Annotated in this window: 13 protein-coding genes and 3 pseudogenes; 14 read left to right on the plus strand and 2 right to left on the minus strand. The window is 70.7% G+C overall.

The window, feature by feature from the left end; all coding sequences use genetic code 11:
* Together zapE and HK415_RS06440 are read left to right on the plus strand one after the other, a co-directional pair.
* Positions 1-1113 (plus strand): cell division protein ZapE, encoded by a 1113-nt coding sequence (gene zapE / locus HK415_RS06435; RefSeq protein ID WP_171557476.1) that lies wholly within the window; start codon positions 1-3, stop codon positions 1111-1113.
* Positions 1110-1754, plus strand: coding sequence for a hypothetical protein (locus tag HK415_RS06440; RefSeq protein ID WP_171557478.1), 645 nt, complete (start codon positions 1110-1112; stop codon positions 1752-1754). The genes zapE and HK415_RS06440 overlap by 4 nt, the downstream gene beginning before the upstream one ends.
* Positions 1755-1770: 16 nt before the next feature.
* Here the strand turns inward: HK415_RS06440 and HK415_RS06445 are convergent, their stop codons facing one another.
* Positions 1771-2541, minus strand: coding sequence for a PP2C family protein-serine/threonine phosphatase (locus tag HK415_RS06445; RefSeq protein WP_171557480.1), 771 nt, complete (start codon positions 2539-2541; stop codon positions 1771-1773).
* 95 nt (positions 2542-2636) lie between these two features.
* On the opposite strand from HK415_RS06445, the gene HK415_RS06450 reads away from it, so the two are divergent.
* Both HK415_RS06450 and yoaA read left to right on the plus strand, forming a co-directional pair.
* Positions 2637-2840 (plus strand): YdcH family protein, encoded by a 204-nt coding sequence (locus tag HK415_RS06450; RefSeq protein ID WP_171563206.1) that lies wholly within the window; start codon positions 2637-2639, stop codon positions 2838-2840.
* A gap of 77 nt (positions 2841-2917) precedes the next feature.
* A pseudogene (yoaA, locus tag HK415_RS06455) lies at positions 2918-4926 on the plus strand (DNA repair helicase YoaA).
* A 53-nt stretch (positions 4927-4979) separates the two neighbouring features.
* On the opposite strand, the gene HK415_RS06460 reads toward yoaA, so the two are convergent.
* Entirely contained in the window at positions 4980-5786 is an 807-nt protein-coding gene (locus HK415_RS06460) for an outer membrane protein assembly factor BamD (protein ID WP_171557483.1), read from the minus strand.
* 66 nt (positions 5787-5852) lie between these two features.
* On the opposite strand from HK415_RS06460, the pseudogene HK415_RS06465 reads away from it, so the two are divergent.
* The 10 genes and pseudogenes from HK415_RS06465 to HK415_RS27525 form a co-directional block, all read left to right on the plus strand.
* Positions 5853-6806 (plus strand): annotated as a pseudogene (locus HK415_RS06465) (RluA family pseudouridine synthase); the annotation flags it as partial.
* Between the two features lie 167 nt (positions 6807-6973).
* Positions 6974-7669: an SMC-Scp complex subunit ScpB gene (scpB, locus tag HK415_RS06470; RefSeq protein ID WP_171557488.1), complete on the plus strand. Its 696-nt coding sequence runs from the start codon at positions 6974-6976 to the stop codon at positions 7667-7669.
* 282 nt (positions 7670-7951) lie between these two features.
* A complete protein-coding gene (locus tag HK415_RS06475; protein WP_373684533.1) occupies positions 7952-9019 on the plus strand; it encodes a pseudouridine synthase in 1068 nt (355 codons plus the stop codon).
* Positions 9016-9174 carry a hypothetical protein gene (locus tag HK415_RS26890; RefSeq protein WP_373684534.1) on the plus strand — a complete coding sequence of 53 codons (159 nt, stop codon included), beginning with the start codon at positions 9016-9018 and terminating at the stop codon, positions 9172-9174. Before HK415_RS06475 ends, HK415_RS26890 begins: the two co-directional genes overlap by 4 nt.
* A 106-nt stretch (positions 9175-9280) precedes the next feature.
* A complete protein-coding gene (ndk, locus tag HK415_RS06480) occupies positions 9281-9706 on the plus strand; it encodes a nucleoside-diphosphate kinase (protein WP_171557491.1) in 426 nt (141 codons plus the stop codon).
* 12 nt (positions 9707-9718) lie between these two features.
* Positions 9719-10863 (plus strand): annotated as a pseudogene (gene rlmN, locus HK415_RS06485) (dual-specificity RNA methyltransferase RlmN).
* Between the two features lie 6 nt (positions 10864-10869).
* Positions 10870-11694 (plus strand): type IV pilus biogenesis/stability protein PilW, encoded by an 825-nt coding sequence (pilW, locus tag HK415_RS06490; protein WP_253261791.1) that lies wholly within the window; start codon positions 10870-10872, stop codon positions 11692-11694.
* A 3-nt stretch (positions 11695-11697) separates the two neighbouring features.
* Positions 11698-12642 (plus strand): helix-turn-helix domain-containing protein, encoded by a 945-nt coding sequence (locus HK415_RS06495; RefSeq protein WP_309246600.1) that lies wholly within the window; start codon positions 11698-11700, stop codon positions 12640-12642.
* The gene (locus tag HK415_RS27520; RefSeq protein ID WP_507236457.1) at positions 12642-13154 is read left to right on the plus strand and encodes a flavodoxin-dependent (E)-4-hydroxy-3-methylbut-2-enyl-diphosphate synthase; all 513 of its coding nucleotides are present in this window, start codon (positions 12642-12644) and stop codon (positions 13152-13154) included. The genes HK415_RS06495 and HK415_RS27520 overlap by 1 nt, the downstream gene beginning before the upstream one ends.
* Positions 13154-13912, plus strand: a complete 759-nt coding sequence (locus HK415_RS27525; RefSeq protein ID WP_507236458.1) for a flavodoxin-dependent (E)-4-hydroxy-3-methylbut-2-enyl-diphosphate synthase — start codon at positions 13154-13156, stop codon at positions 13910-13912. Before HK415_RS27520 ends, HK415_RS27525 begins: the two co-directional genes overlap by 1 nt.
* Positions 13913-13916: the final 4 nt, after the last annotated feature.

Genomic DNA, 13916 nt, shown 5'->3' on the forward strand with positions numbered 1-13916 from the left:
ATGCTCAAGCGCGTGGGATCCGTTCGCGCAGTCTACGAATCGGAGCTCGAGGCGCGCGGCTACGCCAGCGATCCCGCGCAGCTGCGCGGGATCGAGGCGCTGGAGCGCTGCGCCACCGAGTGGGCGGCGTACAAGGAGCAGCGCTCCAACGCCTTCAAGAAGCTGATCAACCGGCCACCCATCCCGCGCGGCGTGTACATGCACGGCGGGGTCGGCCGCGGCAAGAGCTTCCTGATGGACTGCTTCTTCCAGGCCGTGCCGGTGGTGCGCAAGACCCGCCTGCACTTCCACGAGTTCATGCGCGAGGTGCACCGGGAGCTGGCGGAACTGCAGGGCATGCAGAATCCGCTGGACGAACTGGGCGCGCGCATCGCCCGGCGCTACCGCCTCGTGTGCTTCGACGAGTTCCACGTCGCCGACATCACCGACGCGATGATCCTGCACCGGCTGCTGGATGCCCTCTTCGACAACGGCGTGGGCTTCGTCACCACCTCGAACTTCCGCCCCGACGACCTGTATCCCAACGGCCTGCACCGCGAGCGCATCCTGCCCGCCATCGCGCTGCTGAACGACAAGCTGGAAGTGATCAGCGTGGACAACGGCACCGACTACCGGCGCCGCACCATGGAGCAGGTGAAGCTCTATCACACGCCCCTGGGCGCGCAGGCGGACGCCGAGATGCACGACGCGTTCACCCGGCTGGCCGCTTCGCACGACGAGGATCCGCTGCTGCACATCGAGCACCGCGAGATCCGCGCGCGCCGCAAGGCCGGCGGGGTGATCTGGTTCGACTTCCGCACCCTGTGCGGCGGCCCGCGCTCGCAGAACGACTACCTGGAGATCGCCACCCAGTTCCACACCGTCCTGCTGAGCGACGTGCCGCGCATGTCCGCGCGCACGGCCTCGGAAGCACGCAGGTTTACCTGGCTGGTGGACGTTCTTTACGACCGGCGTGTCAAACTGATCCTGTCGGCCGAGGTCCCACCGGAAGCGTTGTACACGGAGGGGCCCCTGGCCCACGAATTCCCGCGGACGGTCTCGCGCCTGAACGAGATGCAGTCCACGGACTTCCTCGCCCTGGAACACCGCACCGTCGACACCCGCCTGACATGAAGCACCTGCTGGCCTGCACCCTGGCCCTGCTTGCCGCGCTGCCCGCGCAGGCGCAGGACGACGCCGCCGAGCGCGAACGCATCAAGGTCGAACGCGCCGCCGCAGAGGCCCGCTACGTCGAGGAGGACAAGGCCTGCCGCGCGAGGTTCGCGGTGAACGACTGCCTGGACAAGGCCACGCGCCTGCGCAACGCCCGGCTCGCCGAGCTGCGCCGGCAGGAACGCCTGCTGAACGATGCCGAGCGCAAGCGGCGCGCCGCCGAGCGCCAGAAGGATCTGGACGAGCGCAACACGCCCGAGCGGCAGAAGGAAGCGGCGGAACGGAGGGCCCGCGCCCTGGCCGAGCAACAGGGCCGCGAACAGGCCGCCGCGGAGAAGGCCGCCAAGCGCGCGGCCGACGAGGCGGAACGGGCCCAGCGCGGTCCGCGCCAGAAGGGCGCACGCGGCGCGCCCGATCCCCAGGGGACGCCGCGCGCGGAGCGCACCAAGAAGACCTTCGCGCCCACGCCCGAGGAGGCCGCGAAGAACCGCGCCGCCTACGAGAAGCGCCAGCGGGAAGCCGAACAGCACCGGGCCGAAGTGGCCGCGCGGATCGCCAGGCGGGCCAAGCCCGCGGCTTCCGGCCTGCCGGCCCCGAAGTAGGACGCGGGCCGGCCGCTCAGGCGGCCAGCGGCTCCACCTTCACGATCACCAGCGACAGGTTGTCGCCGCCGCCGTGCGCGCGCGAGCGTGCCTTGTCGATCAGGAACTCGGTGGCTTCGCGCGGGGACAGCGAGGACAGCACCGATCCGAGCTCGTCGGGATTGAAGTAGTGCCACACGCCGTCGCTGCAGGCCAGCAGCGTGTCGCCGGGGCGCAGCTGCTCGATGTAGTGGACGTCCGCCGGCGGGTCGTCCTCCGCGCCCAGGCACCCCATGAGGATGTTGGACTGCGGGTGGACGTTGGCCTCTTCCTCGGTCAGCTCGCCGCGGTCCACCAGCGTCTGCACGTAGGAGTGGTCCATGGTGCGCTTGACCAGCCGGTTGGCGTGGAAATGGTAGATGCGCGAGTCGCCGGCGTGCACCCAGTAGCACTCGCCGTTGGGGTTGATGATGAAGGCGGCGATGGTGCTGTGCGGCTCCTGCTCGGAGGAAATCGCGGTCAGCTTGATGACCAGGTGCGACTCCTGCACCATCTGGCGCAGCACCGTCGGCGGATCGTCGGCGTCGGGCGAGTAGCGCTCGAACAGCTGGCGGCAGGTCATCATCACCTGGTCGGAAGCCTTGCGGCCGCCGCTGCGCCCGCCCATGCCGTCGGCCACGACGCCGAGCACGCATCCGTTCAGGCGCGGATGCGAGATCAGCGCGATCTGGTCCTGCTGGTACTCCCGGTCCCCCTTGTGGATGCCGGTGGAGGCGGTGAGTCGGTAACCTTTGGTGGTGCTGCTCATGGGCGAGAAGGGGTGCGCTGGCGCGCGTTCGCTGGATGATTGTCTGGCAAAGACGTATTATTGTCCGGCACCCGGCGCCGCCAGAGCTTTTTACCTTGGATTCGAACCTGCACTCTCCCGAACGGCGCCTGATCGAGCTGCGCATGGAGCACGCCGACCTGAACGCGATGATCGACCGTGCCGCGCAGCAGACGCCCGTGGATGAACTCATGATGCGCCGCCTGAAGAAGCGCCGCCTCGCGCTGCGCGACCAGATCGCGCGGATGGAACTCGCCCTCGACCCCAAAGAACCCGCGTGATGACGGATTCGGCAGTTGCGTCGCCGGGCCACCACGACGAGCCCGCCGGCGTGCACGCGGGGCCGTCCGTGCCCGTGCTGGACCTCGAAGAGCTCGCGCGCGAGGCCTTCGTGCCGGGCGGCGTTCTGTCCCGCGCGGCCGATGCCTTCCGCCCCCGCGGGGGCCAGACCGAGATGGCGGTGGCCGTCGCGCGCACCATCACGCAGGGCGGCGCGCTGGTGGTGGAGGCCGGCACCGGCGTCGGCAAGACCTTCTCCTACCTCGTGCCCGCGCTGCTCAGTGGCGAGCGGGTGCTGCTGTCCACCGCCACCAAGACGCTGCAGGACCAGCTGTTCGGCCGCGACCTGCCGCGCCTGGCCGAGGCGCTGGGGCTGCCCGTGCGCATGGCGCTGCTCAAGGGCCGCGCCAGCTACCTGTGCAGCCACCGGCTGGAGCTGGCGCGCCACGACGCGAGCCTGCCCGATCGCACGGCGCTGCGGACGCTGGCGAAGATCGAGGAATGGGCGCAGGGCACGCGCACCGGCGACCTGGCCGAGATGCCGGGCCTGGACGAGCGCTCGCCCGTGCTGCCGCTGGTGACCTCCACGCGCGAGAACTGCCTCGGTTCGCAATGCCCCAAGTTCCGCGACTGCCACGTGAACAACGCGCGGCGCGAGGCGATGGCGGCCGACATCGTCGTGATCAACCACCACCTGTTCTTCGCCGACCTGGCCGTGCGCGAGTCGGGCATGGCCGAACTGCTGCCCAGCGTGCGCGTGGTGATCTTCGACGAGGCGCACCAGCTCAATGAGACCGGCGTGCAGTTCCTCGGGCGCCAGGTCGGCACCGGCCAGGTGCTGGACTTCGCGCGCGACATGCTGGGCGCCGGCCTGCAGTTCGCGCGCGGCCTGGTGGACTGGCAGCAGCTGGCCGCGGCCACGGAGCGCGCCACGCGCGACCTGCGCCTGCTGGTGGGGCGCGCGGCGTCCGGTGCGCGCCTGCGCTGGAGCACGGGCGCGCCCGAGGGTGTGGACGAAGCGAGCTGGCGGGAGGGCCTGGCCACGCTGCAGGCCGCCCTGGAGCAGGCCGCGGAAGGACTGGCGACGGTCAGCGAGATCGCACCCGACTTCGTGCGCCTGCACGAACGCGCGGCGCTGCTGGCGCAGCGCGTTCAGGCCTTCGACGGCGAACCCGAGCCTGGCAGCGTGCGCTGGCTGGACGTCGGCACGCACCTGCGGCTGGTGGAGTCGCCGCTGGACATCGCCGAGGCGGTGCAGCAGAAGATGCTGAAGTCCGGCGAGGCGCAGGAGGACGACGAGGACGCGCCGCGGCGAGCCTGGGTCTTCACCTCGGCGACGCTGGGCGACGACGCGCGCCTGTCCTGGTTCACGGAGCCCTGCGGCCTGGAGCAGGCGCAGGTGCTGCGCGTGGCGAGTCCCTTCGACTATCCCTCGCAGGCGGCGCTCTGCGTGCCGCGCAGCGCAGCCTGCCGCGCCCCAACGACCCGGCGCACAGTGGCGCCGTCGCGCGCGTGGCGGAGCAGGCGGCGCGCCGCATCGGCGGACGCACCATGGTGCTGACGACCACGCTGCGGGCGCTGCGCGCGATCGGCGAGCAGCTGCAGGCGCGTTTCCAGGGCTCCGGGGAACTCGAGGTGCTGGTGCAGGGCCAGTGGCCCAAGCGCCGGCTGATCGAGCGCTTCCGCGAAGGCGCGGGCCACGGGCGCCCGGGCTGCATCCTGGTCGCGTCCGCATCCTTCTGGGAAGGCGTGGACGTCCCGGGCGAGGCGCTGCAGCTGGTGATCATCGACAAGCTGCCCCTTCCGCCGCCGGGCGATCCGCTGGTGGAGGCGCGCGGCCAGCGCCTGGAATCGCAGGGCCGCAGTCCCTTCAACGACTACTTCGTGCCGGAAGCCGCGGTGGCGCTCAAGCAGGGCGCCGGCCGCCTGATCCGCCGCGAGACCGACCAGGGTCTGCTGGTGGTGTGCGACACGCGGCTGGTGCAGATGGGGTACGGGCGCCGCCTGCTGGCGGCACTGCCGCCGATGCGGCGGCTGGGGGACGAGGCGGAGTTCGAGGCGGCGCTGGAACGGCTGGCGGCTTCGTAGTTCGTGGTGAGCGCGCGCAGCGCCGAACCGCGACGCCGCGTGCCGGGGTCAGATCACCAGAGCTGCCACCACGGCTTCTGCCCCGCCCGGGCGCTCCCCGTCAGGTACGGGCTGCGCGGATAGTTCTTCTCCAGCACGCGCCGCGTGTCGTCGCGCAGCTGCGCCATCCCGAGCGCGTCGTACGAGCGCATCAGGATGAACAGCGCCTCTTCCAGCGCCGGCACGTCGCGGTAGTCGGACAGTGCCGACTGCGCGCGGTTGATCGCCGCCACATAGGCGCCGCGGCTGTAGTAGTAGCGGGCGACGTGCACCTCGTACTGCGCCAGCGAGTTGACGATGTAGGTCATGCGCGCGCTCGCGTCGGAGGCGTAGCGCGATTCGGGGAAGCGGGCGACCAGTTCCTTGAAGGACTCGAAGGATTCCTTGGCTGCCTTCTGGTCGCGCTCGGACAGGTCCTGCTTGGTGATGTTGGAGAACAGGCCCAGGTTGTCGTTGAAGTTGACGATGCCCTTGAGGTACAGCGCGTAGTCGAGCGCCGGGCTGGCCGGGTGCAGCTTGATGAAGCGGTCCAGCGTGGCGAGCGCCTGCGCCTGGTCGCCGGCCTTGTAGTGGGCGTAGGCGCGATCGAGCTGCGCCTGCTGCGCCAGCGGCGTGCCGGCGGCGCGGCCTTCGAGTTTCTCCAGCAGCGGGATCGCCTTTTCGTAGGCGCCGCCGCTCATCTCGTCGCGCGCTTCCGCGTGGATCTTGTTGGGGCTCCACGTCGCGGTCTTGTCGTCGTCCGTCTTGAGGCTGGAGCAGCCCGCCAGCAGGGATGCGGCGAGCACGACGGGGACCACGGATAATTTGGCTCGGACGACCATGCAACTCTCTTGACCTAAGGGCGAGCCATTATATCGACGGACCCCCTGCAACCCGCGACGGAAGACCTGCTCGATGAGCCGGGTGCCGAGGCGGAAACCCGCGCCTTCACCGTTTCGGCTGCGATGCACGGCGAGCGGCTCGACCGCGCGCTGGCCCACCTGGTGCCCGAATTTTCGCGCAGCTATCTCCAGCAGCTCATCGCCGAGGGCGCCGTGCGGCTGCGTGGTGCGGTCGCCGCCAAGCCCTCGCAGCGCGTGCGCGCCGGCGAGGCCGGCGAGGTGGAACTGCGGCCCACGCCGCAAAGCCAGGCCTTCATCCCGCAGGACATGCCGCTGTCCGTGGTGCACGAGGACGAGCACCTGCTGGTCATCGACAAACCGGCCGGCCTGGTGGTGCACCCGGCGCCGGGCAACTGGACAGGCACCTTGCTCAACGGACTGCTGGCGCGCGACGCGCAGGCGCGCATGTTGCCGCGCGCCGGCATCGTGCACCGCCTGGACAAGGACACCAGCGGGCTCATGGTGGTGGCCCGCACGCGCGCGGCCATGGACAGGCTGGTGGCGATGATCGCGGCGCGCGAGGTGGCGCGGCAGTACCTGGCGCTGGTGCACCGTCCCTGGCAGGGACCGGCCCGGCGCCGCGTGGAAGCGGCGATCGGCCGTGATCCGCGCAACCGCCTGCGCATGGCGGTGGTGGACCCCGAGCGCCACTCGGGCAAGCCCGCCGCCACCGTGTTCGAGCTGCTGGAGCAGGGCGATGCCGGCTGTGCCGTGCTGTGCACGCTGGAAACGGGGCGCACGCACCAGATCCGCGTGCACATGGCACACATCGGCCATCCCCTGGTGGCCGACCCGCTCTATGGGGGCGCTCCGGCGGCCGGCCTGGCGCGGCAGGCGCTGCACGCCTTCAAGCTCGCGTTCGCGCATCCCGTGACCGGCGTGCCGCTCGCATTCCACGCACCCCTGCCGCCGGACCTGCGTGATGCATGGTCGGCCTGGGGCCTGCGATACAATGAATCCGAATGGCTCACGAGCCAGCCCGCGGCGGCAGCCTTCGATGGCGTGTCCGCAGCGGCTACCGCCCAGGCGTCCCTTGGAGGGAAAAGCGCCCCGGCGGCGACCCCAACCAAGCCCTTGGCCCAGAACAGCGGCGCCGTGCGAGGCGCCTCTTCCATCACGACGAAACGATGAATACGGCGGATGCCAAGCGCGTCCTCGAAACCGCGCTGATCTGCACCCAGCAGCCGCTGCAGGTGCGCGAGTTGCGCGTGCTGTTCGGCGACGAACTCGGGGCGGACACGATCAAGGAACTGCTCGCGGAGCTCCAGGACGACTGGGCGCAGCGCGGCGTCGAGCTGGTGTGCGTGGCCAGCGGCTGGCGCTTCCAGAGCCGGCCCGACATGCGCGAGTACCTGGACCGGCTGCATCCCGAGAAGCCGCCGAAGTACAGCCGCGCGGCGCTGGAGACGCTCGCCATCATCGCCTACCGGCAACCGGTGACCCGCGGCGACATGGAAGACATCCGCGGCGTGACCATCAACACGCAGATCCTCAAGCAGCTGGAAGACCGCGGCTGGGTGGAAGTGATCGGCCATCGCGAGGCCGTCGGCCGCCCGGCCCTCTACGCCACCACGCGCCAGTTCCTCGACGACCTCGGGCTCGCCTCGCTCGACCAGCTGCCCGAATTGCAGAGCCCCACGCAGCACGGCGTGTTCGAGGCGCTCGCGCAATCCGCGCTGCCGCAGCCGGAACTCGCGATCGACGCCGGCGACGAGGCCCCGCCGCCCGGCCCCGGCGAGGAACAGCCCGCCGAAACACCTCCCACCGCCTCCAACGACGCCGGCATCGGCGACCACGACGCCCCGCAAGCCATCGAGACCTGAAGCAATGAACGAACCGACCGACGCGATGGCGCGTGCCCCTTCCGACGACAGCCCGGAGGCCGGCAAGCGCGAGCCCGAGGCGGAACAGGGCGCCTTGCCCACGGCGGGCGAGCCGGAAGACCCGCGCGCGCCGCGGCGCCCGGCCAGGTCCAGGGCGACGACGAGGACGAGGACGAGGACGACGCGGACGGCAACGGCAACGGGGAGCGCAGGCCGGAAGCCGCGGAACAGGGCCGCGAACCCGGCGTCACGCCGGCCGAACCGGGCGACCGCTTCGTCGACGTGATCTCCGGCCGCTTCGACGCGGAGGAGGAAGCCTCCGAGGCGTCGCCGCCCAAGCGCGTGCTGGCGCCGCAGCCGGAAACGCCCAAGCTCCACAAGGTGCTGGCGCAGGCCGGCCTGGGCTCGCGGCTGGAGATGGAGCAGCTGATCATGGAGGGGCGGATCTCGGTGAACAACGAACCCGCCCACATCGGCCAGCGCATCCAGTTCGGCGACCAGATCAAGGTCAATGGCAAGCCGATCCGCGTGCGCATCGCGCCGCCGCCGCCGCGCGTGATCGCCTACCACAAGCCGGTCGGCGAGGTCGTCACCCACGACGACCCGCAGAACCGTCCCACCGTGTTCCGCAAGCTGCCCAAGCTGCAGCAGGGCAAGTGGCAGTCGGTCGGCCGGCTGGACCTCAACACCGAAGGCCTGCTGCTGTTCACCAGTTCCGGCGAACTGGCCAACAAGCTCATGCATCCGCGCTTCGGCCTGGAGCGCGAGTACGCGGTGCGCGTGCTGGGCGCGCTGAGCAACGAGGAGCGCGAGCGCCTGCTGGACGGCGTCGAGCTCGATGACGGCCGCGCTTCCTTCGGCTCAATCGAGGAAGGCGGCGGCGAAGGCTCCAACGTCTGGTACCGCGTGACCATCCACGAAGGCCGCAACCGCGAGGTGCGCCGCCTGTTCGAGGCCGTGGGCCACGCCGTCAGCCGCCTCATCCGCATCCGCTACGGCGCCATGGTGCTGCCCCGCGGCTTGAAGCGCGGTGGCTGGATGGAGCTGGACGAGCGCGACATCGACGCCTTGTCCCGCGCCGCCGGCGCCACCGGCCTGTCCCGGCCCGAGCGCGGCCGCGAGCAGGGTGGCGAAGGCGGGGGCAAGGGCGGCGGACGCAACAAGCGCCGCAGCGGCGGCACCCGCGGCGACGGCCCGCGGCCGCAGGGTGGCCCCTCGCCGCGCCAGCCCAACCCCTGGGCAACCCCAGGCAGGGCCAGGGCCAGGGCGGCCAGGGTCGCCGCAACAAGGGCGGCGGAGGCGGAGCTGGTGGAGGCGCCGGCGGCGGCAACAACCAGCCGGACCCGATGAAGACCTCGGTCGGCTACATCGGCGCCGACAGCTTCAATCGCCAGCGCCGCGGCGGCGGCGGAGGGGGCGGCGGCATGCCGGGCGGCGGCGGTGGCCGTGGCGGCCCGCGCCGTGGTGGCGGCGGCGGTGGCGGTGGCGGCCGCGGCGGCCGCTGAGCACCCCTTCGTCACGCTCCCGACACGGCGGCCCGCTAGAATTGCGGGCTTTGCCGAACTTTTTGCCTCCGGCAAAACCCTAAAACATCAAGCCCCAGGAACCAGCATGGCCATCGAACGCACCCTTTCCATCATCAAGCCCGACGCCGTCGCCAAGAACGTGATCGGCCAGATCTACGCGCGCTTCGAAGCCGCCGGCCTGAAGATCGTCGCCGCCCGCATGGCCCACCTGTCGCGCCGCGAAGCCGAGCAGTTCTACGCCGTGCACAAGGAGCGTCCCTTCTTCAAGGACCTGGTCGACTTCATGATCTCCGGCCCGGTGATGATCCAGGTGCTGGAAGGCGAGGGCGCCATCCTGAAGAACCGCGACCTGATGGGCGCCACCGACCCCAAGAAGGCCGCCGCCGGCACCATCCGCGCCGACTTCGCCGACAGCATCGACGCCAACGCGGTGCACGGCTCCGACGCCCCCGAAACCGCCAAGGTCGAAGTCTCCTTCTTCTTCCCGGGCATGAACGTGTACCAGCGCTAACGCGCGCATGCGATGACGGCCAACCTGCTCGATTTCGACCTCGAGGGTCTGGCCACGTTCTGCGCCGAGCTGGGTGAGAAGCGCTTCCGCGCCACCCAGCTGTTCCGGTGGATCCACCAGAAGGGCGCGCGCGACTTCGGCCAGATGACGGACCTGGCCAGGTCGCTGCGGGAGAAGCTCGAGGGCAATGCCCGCATCGAGGGCCTCCCCATCCTCTCCCAGCACGAATCGTCCGACGGCACCATCAAGTGGCTGTTCGACGTGGGCGGCGGCGACGCCGTCGAATCCGTGTTCATTCCCGAGGACGACCGCGGCACCCTCTGCATCTCCTCGCAGGCGGGCTGCGCCGTCGGTTGCCGCTTCTGCTCCACCGGCCACCAGGGCTTCTCGCGCAACCTCTCCACCGGCGAGATCGTCGCGCGCTGTGGTTCGCCGAGCACTTCCTGCGCCAGCACCTGAAAACCAATGGCGAGCGCGTCATCTCCAACGTGGTGATGATGGGCATGGGGGAGCCGCTGCAGAACTACGCGGCGCTGGTGCCGGCGCTGAAGATCATGCTGGACGACCACGGCTACGGCCTGTCGCGCCGGCGCGTGACGGTCTCCACCTCCGGCGTGGTGCCGATGATCGACCGCCTGGGCGAGGACGCCCCGGTGGCGCTGGCCGTGTCCCTGCACGCGCCCAACGACGAACTGCGCGACAAGCTGGTCCCCCTGAACAAGAAGTACCCCGTCGCGGACCTGCTGGACGCCTGCAACCGCTACCTGGAACACGCGCCGCGCGACTTCATCACCTTCGAGTACTGCATGCTCGATGGCGTGAACGACCTGCCGGAGCAGGCCGTGGAACTCGCGCGCCTGCTGCAGACGCACCGCGGCCGCGGCGTGTCCTGCAAGCTGAACCTGATTCCCTTCAACCCCTTCCCGGCCTCGGGGCTGGTGCGTTCCCCGCAACAGCGCGTGCAGGCTTTCGCGAAAATCCTGAGTGATGCTGGTATCGTCACGACGGTGCGGAAGACGCGCGGCGACGACATCGACGCCGCCTGCGGCCAGCTGGCCGGCGACGTCAAGGACCGCACCCGGGTGGACCGGCGCATCGCCCAGCAACGCATGGTGATGCTCAAGCCGGTGCCCGCGGACACCAAGAAGGAGGCGTAGGGGATCATGACGAAGGCCATGGTGGCGCGCAGTCGCGCCAGGGCGGGCTGGTTCGCGGGCGCTGCGCTCGCGGCCGTGCTCACGACGCTGGTGGCGGGCTGCGCCACGCCCCAGCAGTCGGCCGGCGCCGACATGGCGACGCCCTCCGACGACAGCGAGCAGCGCCGCCGCGCCCGCATCCGGCTGGAGCTGGCTTCCGGCTACTACGAGGAAGGCAAGACCGAGGTCGCGCTCGACGAGCTGAAACAGGTGCTCGCGATCGACCCGAACTTCGCCGACGCCTACAACCTGCGCGGGCTGATCTACATGCGCCTGGGCGACAACCGCCAGGCCGAGGACAGCTTCCGCCGCGCGTTGGCGATCAACCCGCGCGACGCGGACGCTGCGCACAACTACGGCTGGCTGCAGTGCACCCAGGCGCGCTACCCGGAATCCGAGCGGGCCTTCCAGCAGGCGCTGGCCAACCCGATCTATGCCGGCCGCTCCCGCACGCTGATGGCGTTGGGCGTGTGCCAGGCGCGCGCCGGGCTGCTGGCCGATGCCGAGCGCAGCCTCTCGCGCTCCTACGAGCTCGACGCCGCCAACCCGATCACGGGCTACAACCTGGCGCGCATCCTGTACCAGAAGGGCGAGTACCAGCGCGCACAGTTCTACATCCGCCGCCTGAACAACAGCGAACTGGCCAACGCCGAGACGCTGTGGCTGGGGATCAAGGTGGAACAGCGCATGAACGACGCGCAGGCCATGGGCCAGCTGAGCGACGTGCTGCGCCGGCGCTTCCCGCAGTCGCGCGAGCGCCTCTCGCTGGACCGGAGGGCTTTCGATGAGTGAGGGGTGGTGGCGGACGATGGCGTGACCGCGGGCACGCTGCTGCGGCAGGCGCGCGAGGAGGCCGGCATGCACGTCGCGACGCTGGCCGCGATCCTGAAGGTCCCGGTGCGCAAGCTGGAGGCGCTGGAGGAAGACCGCTACGACCTGCTGTCCGATGCGGTGTTCGTGCGCGGGCTGGCTTCCAGCGTGTGCCGCACGCTCAAGATCGATCCGCAGCCGGTGCTGGAGCGCCTGCCACAGACCGCTCAGCCGCGGCTGGTGCCGGAGCGCGAACCCATCAACGAACCGTTCCGCGCCCCGAGCGACGGCCCCGGTCCCGGCCTGCTGGACCAGGTGTCCAAGCCGGTGGTGCTGACGGTCGCCGTGCTGCTGCTGGGCGCCCTGGTGCTGGTCTTCCTGCCGATGCTGCAAAGCGGCTACCAGGCGGTGGCCGACGCCAACCGCTCCTCCGACCCGGTCATGCCGCCGCCGGGCGCCGCTGCCACTGCGCCGGGCACGCCCGTGGTGGTGGAGAGCGTGCCCGCGGTCCCCAGCGTGCCGTCGCAGCCTGCGCCGGGCTCCGCCCCGGTGACCGGTGCGGCCGCGCCGGCGCCGGTCCCGGCGGCGCCGACGACGGCTGCACCCGTCGCGCCGGCAGCGGCTCCCGCAGCCACTCCCGCCGCGCCCGTGGCCGCGCCGGCCCTGCCGGCCGCATCCGGCCCGATCAACGCGCGCGGCATCGTCGTCTTCCGCACCCGGGCGCAGTCCTGGGTCCAGGTCACCGACGCCACCGGCACCACGGTGTTGCGCAAGCTGATGGAGCCGGGCGAGAGCGCCGGCGCCAGCGGCGCACTGCCGCTGTCCGTGACCATCGGCAGCGTCGAGGCCACCGAGGTGCAGGTGCGCGGCAAGCCCTACAACCTGGCGCCGGTGTCCAAGGACAACGTCGCGCGTTTCGAAGTGAAGTGATGTCCATCCCCTGCCTCCCGATCGCACCCGCGGCGCCCCTGGCGCGCCGTTCCGCCCAGGCCCGCGTGGCCTGGGGCGCGAACGTGGTCACGGTCGGCGGGGACGCACCGGTGCGGGTGCAGTCGATGACCAACACCGACACGGTGGACGCGATCGGCACCGCGATCCAGGTCAAGGAACTGGCGATTGCCGGCAGCGAGCTGGTGCGCATCACGGTCAACACGCCGGAAGCCGCGCAGCAGGTGCCCTACATCCGCGAGCAGCTCGATCGCATGGGCATAGCCGTCCCGCTGATCGGCGACTTCCACTACAACGGCCACCGGCTGCTCACCGAGTTCCCGGATTGCGCGCAGGCGCTGTCCAAGTACCGCATCAACCCCGGCAACGTGGGCAAGGGCGACAAGAAGGACCGCCAGTTCGCGCAGATGATCGAGGCGGCCCTGAAGTGGGACAAGCCGGTGCGCATCGGCGTCAACTGGGGCAGCCTGGACCAGGAACTGCTCGCGCAGTGATGGACGAGAACGCGCAGCGCGCCCAGCCCTGGGACGCGAAGCAGGTGATGTACGAGGCACTCATCACCTCCGCCATCGGCTCGGCGAAGCTGGCCGAGGAACTGGGCATGCGCCACGAGCAGGTGCTCCTGTCCTGCAAGGTCAGCGGCGTGCAGGACCTCGTCGCCGTCTACCGCGAGCTGGCGAAGCGCTGCGACTACCCGCTGCACCTGGGCCTGACCGAAGCCGGCATGGGCACCAAGGGCACGGTCGCTTCCTCGGTGGCGCTGGGCATCCTGCTGCAGGAAGGCATAGGCGACACCATCCGCGTCTCGCTCACGCCGCAGCCCGGCGAGTCGCGCACGCAGGAAGTGGTGATCGCCTCCGAAATCCTGCAGGCCCTGGGCCTGCGCAGCTTCGTGCCCAGCGTGACGGCCTGCCCGGGCTGCGGCCGCACCACCAGCACCACCTTCCAGGAACTCGCCAAGCAGATCGACGATTTCCTGCGCGCCCAGATGCCCGTGTGGCGCGCGAAGTACCCCGGCGTCGAGACGATGAAGGTGGCCGTGATGGGCTGCATCGTCAACGGCCCCGGCGAGAGCAAGCATGCCGACATCGGCATCAGCCTGCCCGGCACGGGCGAGGCCCCCGCCGCCCCCGTCTTCATCGACGGGCAGAAGGCGATGACCCTGCGCGGCGAGAACATCGCGCGCGAGTTCCACCAGATCGTCGAGAACTACATCGAGAAGCGCTTCGGCCACGTGGCCGAAACCGCCTGAGCGA

It is taken from the genome of Ramlibacter montanisoli (assembly GCF_013087525.1).
Lineage (GTDB): Bacteria > Pseudomonadota > Gammaproteobacteria > Burkholderiales > Burkholderiaceae_C > Ramlibacter > Ramlibacter montanisoli.

Coding starts and splice junctions, on each gene's coding strand:
- HK415_RS06440 (WP_171557478.1), top strand. CDS start 1,110: ATGAAGCACCTGCTGGCCTGCACCCTGGCCCTGCTTGCCGCGCTGCCC.
- HK415_RS06460 (WP_171557483.1), bottom strand. CDS start 5,786: ATGGTCGTCCGAGCCAAATTATCCGTGGTCCCCGTCGTGCTCGCCGCA.
- HK415_RS26890 (WP_373684534.1), top strand. CDS start 9,016: ATGAAGACCTCGGTCGGCTACATCGGCGCCGACAGCTTCAATCGCCAG.
- zapE (WP_171557476.1), top strand. CDS start 1: ATGCTCAAGCGCGTGGGATCCGTTCGCGCAGTCTACGAATCGGAGCTC.
- HK415_RS27525 (WP_507236458.1), top strand. CDS start 13,154: ATGGACGAGAACGCGCAGCGCGCCCAGCCCTGGGACGCGAAGCAGGTG.
- scpB (WP_171557488.1), top strand. CDS start 6,974: ATGAATACGGCGGATGCCAAGCGCGTCCTCGAAACCGCGCTGATCTGC.
- HK415_RS27520 (WP_507236457.1), top strand. CDS start 12,642: ATGTCCATCCCCTGCCTCCCGATCGCACCCGCGGCGCCCCTGGCGCGC.
- pilW (WP_253261791.1), top strand. CDS start 10,870: ATGACGAAGGCCATGGTGGCGCGCAGTCGCGCCAGGGCGGGCTGGTTC.
- ndk (WP_171557491.1), top strand. CDS start 9,281: ATGGCCATCGAACGCACCCTTTCCATCATCAAGCCCGACGCCGTCGCC.
- HK415_RS06445 (WP_171557480.1), bottom strand. CDS start 2,541: ATGAGCAGCACCACCAAAGGTTACCGACTCACCGCCTCCACCGGCATC.